This window comes from Desulfocicer niacini (genome assembly GCF_054657595.1).
In genome coordinates, this window is the sequence record NZ_BAAHYK010000002.1 from 204,606 (window position 1) to 213,051 (window position 8,446).

The following is an 8,446-nucleotide window of genomic DNA, read 5'->3' on the forward strand; positions in this document are numbered from 1 at the left end:
AAAAGATAAATGGCAAATTGAAAAATTCTGAGTCCCTGACCTGGGCAAACCAGAACCCAAAAGGTTTTCTGATTCTCTTGCCAAAATAACACGAAAATCAGAAATATGAATCTAAAACATCACGTTACAAAGAAAGGGTAAATCCAGCCCGAATATTTCTGCCTTCACCGGGGAATCCCACCTCCTGTTCGTAATCTTCATCAAACAAATTATCCACCTCGGCATAAAGGCTGTACCGCGTACCGAATTTTTTAGAAATCCGGGCGTTCAGGATAAAATAATCATCTGTTTTCACGATATCATCATCTGGTTTGGCCGTGATGGGCAGGCTGTCATACACCCCATCCACATAAATTCCCTGAAGATCCACATTTACAAGCGCTTTTGGAATCAACATCTTGCATCCCACGCCGAACTTGTTTTCCGGAACGCCTGCCACCTTATCTGTGACCCGTTGTCTGCTTTCATTCTGGGCATCAATAAAGGTATAATTGAAATTCATGCTGAAATAATCACAAAAAATCACGTCCATGCTTGTCTCAACGCCCTGCATGGAGATATCTTCCACATTGGTGTAAATATCATTGCCGGTGTAATCATCCTCATAATAATCCCGGGAAATCCAGTCGGAAATATCATGGTAAAAGCCTGACACATTCACACTAAAACGTGGACCAAATTTCCGGGTTACACCAAGGGTATAGTTAATACTTTTTTCCGCTGTCAAATCCGGGTTTCCACTGGTGGAAGAAAAAAGCTCAGACAGGGTAGGAAACCTTGTCTTTCGGGCCACGGAGCCGTAAAAAGAGGTGACATCCAGATCATAGGTGAAGCCTATCATGGGATTAACTTCATCCTGGGTTCCGGCGGTGTCCATGTCCACCTGGCCCAAAAGTATGTCATCGTCATCAAACAGATAGTCCTCTGCCTCCTCCACTTTGAACCAGTCATAGGAAACTCCGGCGTAAACCGTCATGCCAAACCGGGTGAAAAACTGATGTTCCGTACCCAGAGAACCAGTGTGTGAAACATCTTTATTGTAAGGCTGATAATCGTCGTCACGGCCTTTATGGGTATCTTCTTTATAATGTACAGAGATATGCCCACTATGAACCTCATTTAAAGAAAAATCTGCCAGCAGAGATCCACCGACATAATTATCCTTAAAGGAACTTCTGGCAATGGCATTTGAAAAATCAATGTCATCATAGGAAACGTACACATCTTCATGATCGTGATAAAAAAGCTTCCCTCTCAGGGTAAGCGCTTCTGAAATCATGTGTTTTCCACTGATATCAATGCCCCAGTCATCGTAATCTTCAAAGCGAGAGAGAGTTGAAAATGCCGCATCATCGCCGGACCGATCAAAAATTTTATACTCGTCCGTACTCAGGGGGTGGCCCATCTCGGACTGCATGAAATATGCGCTGACAAAATATTCAGAACCCGGTGTCGGGGTAATACCGGCCCTGGCCCATAACCGGTCATTTTCATAATCGGAATTTTCCCGGAGACCGCCATTTTCATGGATTCCATCAATGTTAGACATCCATTTCTTTGCCCGCTTTGTCTCAACCGGTGTATAATCATGGGAAAGACGCCACCCATCTGATTCTTCATGGAGATAACTCACCCAATAATTTACTGCCCCCACTTGGTTACCATGGGAAACAGAAGCTTTATATGTACTATCCTCTCCCAGTTCTCCGTTAAGGTGCATGGTGGGCTTTGATGTCCCCTTTCGGGTGATGATATTCACAACCGCCACCTGGGCATTGGCACCATAGAGCACCGAAGGCGCATTTTTGCTGATCTCAATTCTGGAAACAATGTCCACCGGAATCTGATCCAGATTCAGCTTGCCATAATAGGTTTCATAGTAGGGAATCCCGTCAATGAGAAAAAGGGTTTTTTCCTGTCCAAAGCCATGGACTGAAATTTCCGGTTCATTCTTGCGCCCCCGGGTCATGGTAACCCCGGGAACAAACTTCATGGCATCGGCAATGGTGCTGCTGTTGGTGGCCTTGATATCTTCAAATGTCACCGTTTGGGTAATGCCCACGTCAGATACATCCCCGGTTTCACCCTTTACCACAATTTCACCCAATGAAAACACATCTTCCGGTTCCTCAGTCGCAGACAGATTGCCCGGGGATACCAGGCAAGCCATCAACAACGCCATTAAACAGCGTTTAAACATACTTTTTCTCCTTATCATTAAACTCAATTCTTTAACTCCCAAATTGCCACCCTTCATTTCTCGCTTTGCACTTTTCGGATAAATGTTCCCAACATGGGTAGTTCTCAGTCAAAAGTTCAAAGTAGTCTTGAGAGGATACGAAGGATATCTAAAAATTAAAAGTTTCCCGCAGCCTGAAATGAAATACTTTCAAAAACAGGCATAAAATTTTGTTCTCATTTACCTGAATTGTCAATGATAAAAAATATTTAAACTTGATAATAACCATAAGCAACCCAAAACAACAAAATCAAATCAAAAACAATCCGAATTAATCATGATCTCTGCACAACAGGAACGAAAATTCTGGATAGCCCGGCCATTATTTTTAGCCAAAGTCATACAAAAAGAGGGTTCATCACTCAAAGGCCCTCCGTTATAAGAATTTATATTACCAGGAAACGCTTTTTTTTTAACTTTCCCCCCCCCTATTGACTTTTAATAACCATAAAACTATATATTGATTTTAATCATGACATCAACCACCCATCATATGGGCGGGCATCAAAGTGGGTGGGGCAGCAACATCTGACCCGGATTTCCAATAACAGATATGCCGTGAGAGCTCACACCCGGGGAATACACAATATGGCTCAACCTTTACAAAGCGATTACCAGGGGAATAAAAAGGTACAATTCCAAAGGATTGTCCCAATGGCAATGGGGATTATTTTTTTTATTTTCATAAGCCATACCACCCTCTTCGCCCAGGAAGAGCGCAGCATCATCGATATGGCTGGACGAAGGGTTATCATACATGGTGAGGTCAAAAAAATTATCCCCACCTTTAAACCGGTAACCCTTTGTATTCTCTCCCTGGGACTCCAGGACCGCCTGGTGGGCGTTGATACCCATTCCAAAAAAGACAAACTGACCCGCACCGTGTTTCCAGGGGTAACTAAATTGACAGGCGTGGGAACAAAATCCACGGGTATCAACCTTGAAACCGTCCTTTCCCTGGCACCGGATCTTGTGATTCTCTATGCCCAGAAAGATGGGCTTTATCTTGCTGAACGCCTTGAAAGCATGGGAATTTCTACCATCATAATTCTGCCTGAAAGCATGGACAACATCCGGCGATCCCTTGAAATTATCGCCCAAGCCGTGGGGCTGCCCCGGCGATCATCTGCTGCCATCAACGCCATGGACAAGGTACTGTCTCTGGTTGCCTCCCGGACAGAAGCCATCCCCCTTCAGAACAGAAAAAAAGCCTATTTTGCCTCTTCCCGAGGTTTTTTTAACACCGCCGCCGGCAATATGCTCCAGGATAATATCTTAAGCCGGGCAGGCATGATCAATGTTTCCCATGGTCTCACCGGATATTTCCAGGACATATCACCGGAACAATTTTTAAACTGGAACCCCGACATTGTTTTTCTATCCAGAAACCTTCATGGTGAAGGGCTTACCCCGTTGCACAATCCTGCACTTCAAAGGGTCTCCGCCATTAATCATGAACAGATTCACCGCTTCCCCGGCAGCCTGGCCCCCTGGGATTTTCCGTCCCCGCTGTCGGCCCTGGCCACCCTCTGGGCTTCCATGCAGGCCTATCCGGAACGATTCAATGATATTGATTTAACAGCTTATGCCAACGCATTCCACCAGCAGCTGTTTAACAAAACCATGGTGGACATGGGAGGGGTTCTGGATGACTGTCTCTCGGAAGAGACATCCCATTGATTCCTACCACTTTTCCTGACCGGAAACCCATAAAATATATGCCGATACTGCTATGCATCCTAATATTTTTTTTCTTGGTTTCCATGCTGGCCGGACGATATGATATTTCCATGGGTGACATGGGAAAAATAGTTTTGTCCCTTACCACAAAAGAATCCCTTTCTCCGGCATTAAACTCCCAGAAAATGGTTTTTTTATGGATTCGACTGCCCCGGTGCATAATGGCTGTTCTGGTGGGGATGGGGCTGTCCGTGTCCGGTGCCGTGTATCAGGCCCTTTTTCGAAATCCGTTGGTATCTCCCGATATTCTGGGGGTTTCTGCTGGATGCACCCTGGGAGCCGCCCTGGGTATTATTCTGCCCGGTGACAGCATCATTCTGGTACAACTGCTGTCCTTTGTGTGCGGATTACTGGCGGTGTCCATGAGTCTTGGCATTGCCCGTCTCATTGCCATCCGCCCGGTAATTGTAATGATTCTGGCGGGTATGGTGGTATTGTCTTTTTTCAATGCGCTTTTGATGATTCTAAAATATTTTTCCGATCCCTACGATGAACTGCCAAGCATTGTGTTCTGGATCATGGGCAGTCTCACACGGGTGACCTGGACAGATATTGCCACGGCAGGCCCCCTGATTTCTGTGGGTATTTTTATCATCATGATATTCCGGTTTCGCCTGAACATTCTTTCCATGGGCGAAACCAGGGCCATTTCCCTTGGGATGAATCCGTTATTCTTCCGAATAATGCTCATTATTTTAACGGCTGTCATGGTGTCGGTGATGGTGGCCACCTGCGGACAAATCAGCTGGATCGCCCTGATTATTCCCCACATGGCAAGAACCCTTGTGGGACCACGTCACGAGGTGATGCTGCCGGTGACCGCACTTCTGGGTGGCATATTCATGCTGGCCGCCGACGGACTCGCGCGCTCCATGACAGAAGCTGAACTGCCCGTGGGCATCATTACCTCCCTCACCGGGGCACCGGTTTTCGGATTTCTGCTGTACAAAAACAGGGGAAGCGGATGGCTGTAGCGCTGGCGTGTTGTGATTTGAATTTTTCCTATGGTCAGATTCCCATCCTAAGAGATATATCACTTGGCATGAAAAAGGGGCGATTAACAGCCATACTGGGACGGAACGGATCAGGTAAAACAACCCTGATCCACTGTCTCAACGGCATCAAAAAAATCCGTTCAGGAAGCATTTGGATCAAGGGAAAAAACATTGCCTGCTTGTCCAGAAGAGAGGTGGCCCGGCACATCAGCCTGGTAGTCCAGGAAAATCCCGAGGTATTTCCTTTTACGGTGCTGGATGTGGTGGTCATGGGAAGAGCACCCTTCCTGGGGCTTACCCGGGTACCAGGTATCCGGGATTATGAACTTGCAAAAAATGCCCTGAAAACCCTTGATGTACTGCACCTGGCACCTTGTAATTTCAACCGCATTTCCGGCGGAGAACGCCAAATGGCTCTGCTTGCCTGTGCCTTGGTCCAAACCAGTGATATCATGCTGCTGGATGAACCCACCAATCACCTGGATTTTAAGAACCAATATCTCCTGCTGGCCCGGATCAGACAACTTTGCAGACAATACGGTACCACGGTGGTGGCAGCCATGCATGATCCCAACATGGCCATGCTTTTTGCAGATGAGGTAATTCTGTTAAAGGATGGGCGGGTATTTGGTGCCGGATCGGTAAAAAAAGTAATGACAAAGCCCAACATGGATATTTTATATGAAACAGATACCACTGCCCTACCCTTTGCCCGGGAGGGATATTTTTTCATACCCACGGACGTGCTCACGCCATAAAAATAATGAAGATATCAGGCCTGGATTTTCTAATTTGGACCCAAAACAAAAAACGGGGTTGATCATAAGATGGGGCATAAGACAATGAATAATCATAAGCCCAGTGGGAACGATCACATGGATATACAACGAATTATCATCACCGGCCCCGTCCAGTCCGGAAAATCCTCTCTTGCCTGGGCGCTGGTAAAAAAACTCAGGCAAGCGTCCATCCCCATGGCAGGGTTCATTGCAAAAGGTCTGTGGGAAGATAACCGTAGATGCGGATTTAATCTCTTTGATCTGAAAAACCAGCAAACGACACCCCTGGCAAAAAGAGATCAAAAAGCAACCTTTCCGACATCAAATAAATCCATGATGGCATACAGGGTACCCTACACTTTTTTAAAGGAGGGAATCAAGGCAGGAAAACATGCGCTTGAGCCAGACAACTGCAGGCAGGCAAAGATAATCATGGTGGATGAGATGGGAAAAATGGAATTACAGGCCAAAGGATGGGCTTGCTGCATCCCCCCACTGCTTGAATTAAAGCAATGTATTCATATCTGGATCGTTCGGGAAACTCTGGTGAATTCCATCTGCAGTTTATGGCCCTTTAAAACAACCAAGGTTATCTCAGTTCATGATCCCGATGCACTTGCGAAATTGATGGATATCTGTGGAATACAGCCTTGAAATCTCCCCAGATTGGCAGATCCTACGAAAAGGACACATTCACATTTAAGAGGCTTAAGTCATGATTTTTTTTCTCTCCTCACTTTATTATCTCCTCATGGGGCTTTTCACCCTGGCCCTTTATTTTGTTTTTAAGAAGAAAAAGGAGATCCTTAAAAAAATTGTACTCATCTGTACGGGCTTAACGGGTTCCGGGGTCATGACATTGATTCTATGGGAACACCGCCTACCCCTTTATGGTGCATTTGAAGCCAGCATTTACATTATCTTTATTTTATGCCTCACGGAAATTTTGTTCTGGAAGGACAGGAAAAATACAGCCCTTCTGAATACCTGCGGAGGTACAGCATTTGTTTCACTTCTTCTGTTGATATATCACAGCACACAAGACAAAACATTCAACCCCGATTTCTTCATGTATGCAGATCCCTGGGTGAATCTCTTTTTTAATCTACGCCTCACGGCAGGGGCATTGTTTACACGGGTGGCGTTGCTATACCTGGCAGGGCTTATGAATGAAAACCAGAAACCCAAACAGGATTTTTTATTTTCCAGCGCACGGCAAATGCTTCTTGCAGGCCTGGTAACCTTTTTATGCAGTGAATGGGCAGGGTCATGGTGGTGCCTGAACTGGCTTGGGGATTCCTGGCGATGGAGTAAAGGATTTTTCAAGGCAGCCATTATCTTTCTGCTGGTCATGCTCTCCTGCCATCTGCCCCCTTCCCTTTCCAGGAATCCCCGGATAAAAGCATTGACAGGATCATTGCCAGCGCTGTTTTTACTGTGGATCATTTTTTATCATTAACAAAAGGGGACATTGCTCTGGAAAATGTAAAGTGAAAATGACGCATACCGAAAAAAGGAATATTATCGAATGATACGCAAATTGGCCGCTATTAATATCACGTATTCTGTAATCATTGCCTTGGTGACACTCCTGATGGGAGGAGTTGTGTTCTCCTATTTTCCAACGCATCAAAAAGCCATTGACGGGCTAAATACAACCCTTGTCCATCAATGGTTATTTCACAATATTTCCAGCAATCCTCTTGTCACCGTCTGGGTAGTCATGATCTGCGTGGCATCGGGAATTCTTTTTATCAATGCGCTTTGTTGCAGTATGACCAGTCTTGTATCTGCGGCTATAAAACACAGTTCCATAAAACGCTGGAGTTTTCTTTTCATGCATCTTTTGTTTCTGGTGGTTCTGGTGTGCCATGGCCTGGCACTGATCAGCGGACACAAAACCCAGGAAATTGAACTCTATGCCGGAGATTCCCATGCACTGATCAATGGATTTTCCCTTAAGGCTGAGCAAATAAACTTTGTGGATGAGACCCGATTAATATCCATGAAAATGAAAAAAAGCCGAAAATTGATGACACGAAAAACATTTCATGCAGATAAAAATACTGCCACCGTAACGCTGCTGAAAGCTCAGACCACAGTAAAGTCCCAAAAGGTGATGATGCTCAAACCACTGGTTCATGATGGGATGCGGATTACCCTGACTCGTTTTTTATTGAAAAAAAATGGCGAAAGCAGCAAAATCAATGGGAATAGTTTTAATGAAAAAGCGCCAAACATTGAAAAAGAAAATATTGGTGCCGTTTTCATCCTCAGCCGTAATAATTTTACAGCACTTTTTTTTATAGCCTATGGATTGCTTATTTTGACAATTATTATTTATATCCGATACGCCCATAAATAAGGTAGGACATGGTCAAGGATTGCCGATTGCCAAAGATGCCGTGGTGTAAGATTATCCGAAATTTATAATCCTAAATCTCAGCCTTGACTATGCAGTAGCACACTGTCAACGCTTAATTTTAATTTTAAGGCTACCGATTTCCAAAATGCGGTGGTGCAAACTTACGGCATGTACAATCTTAAATTTAAATTTTAACATTGACCATGATGCAGTCTTCAGAAAGGTTTTCTGATTCTCTTGCCCCAATAAACACAAAAATCAAAATATAAAATTATTCAAGATGAGGTAACCCCAAACAAAAAAAGGCCCTGACCATTATTTAAAAATA

7 protein-coding genes are annotated in these 8,446 nt (G+C 44.8%); 6 read left to right on the top strand and 1 reads right to left on the bottom strand.

Annotated features, from left to right (window positions below; translation table 11 throughout):
* Positions 1-124: 124 nt before the first annotated feature.
* The gene (locus tag ACYQ2M_RS01965) at positions 125-2,200 is read right to left on the bottom strand and encodes a TonB-dependent receptor plug domain-containing protein (RefSeq protein ID WP_459914624.1); all 2,076 of its coding nucleotides are present in this window, start codon (positions 2,198-2,200) and stop codon (positions 125-127) included.
* Between the two features lie 693 nt (positions 2,201-2,893).
* Between ACYQ2M_RS01965 and ACYQ2M_RS01970 the strand changes: the two genes are divergently transcribed.
* The 6 genes from ACYQ2M_RS01970 (at position 2,894) to ACYQ2M_RS01995 (ending at position 8,118) form a co-directional block, all read left to right on the top strand.
* Positions 2,894-3,919, top strand: a complete 1,026-nt coding sequence (locus ACYQ2M_RS01970) for an ABC transporter substrate-binding protein (protein ID WP_459914625.1) — start codon at positions 2,894-2,896, stop codon at positions 3,917-3,919.
* 38 nt (positions 3,920-3,957) lie between these two features.
* Positions 3,958-4,953, top strand: coding sequence for a FecCD family ABC transporter permease (locus ACYQ2M_RS01975; protein WP_459914626.1), 996 nt, complete (start codon positions 3,958-3,960; stop codon positions 4,951-4,953).
* On the top strand, positions 4,944-5,732 hold the full coding sequence (locus tag ACYQ2M_RS01980) for an ABC transporter ATP-binding protein (RefSeq protein ID WP_459914627.1): 789 nt from the start codon (positions 4,944-4,946) through the stop codon (positions 5,730-5,732). The genes ACYQ2M_RS01975 and ACYQ2M_RS01980 overlap by 10 nt, the downstream gene beginning before the upstream one ends.
* Before the next feature lie 117 nt (positions 5,733-5,849).
* A complete protein-coding gene (locus ACYQ2M_RS01985; protein WP_459914628.1) occupies positions 5,850-6,407 on the top strand; it encodes a nucleoside-triphosphatase in 558 nt (185 codons plus the stop codon).
* Between the two features lie 61 nt (positions 6,408-6,468).
* Entirely contained in the window at positions 6,469-7,212 is a 744-nt protein-coding gene (locus ACYQ2M_RS01990) for a hypothetical protein (protein ID WP_459914629.1), read from the top strand.
* 69 nt (positions 7,213-7,281) lie between these two features.
* A complete protein-coding gene (locus ACYQ2M_RS01995; RefSeq protein WP_459914630.1) occupies positions 7,282-8,118 on the top strand; it encodes a hypothetical protein in 837 nt (278 codons plus the stop codon).
* The last annotated feature ends 328 nt before the right edge of the window (positions 8,119-8,446 follow it).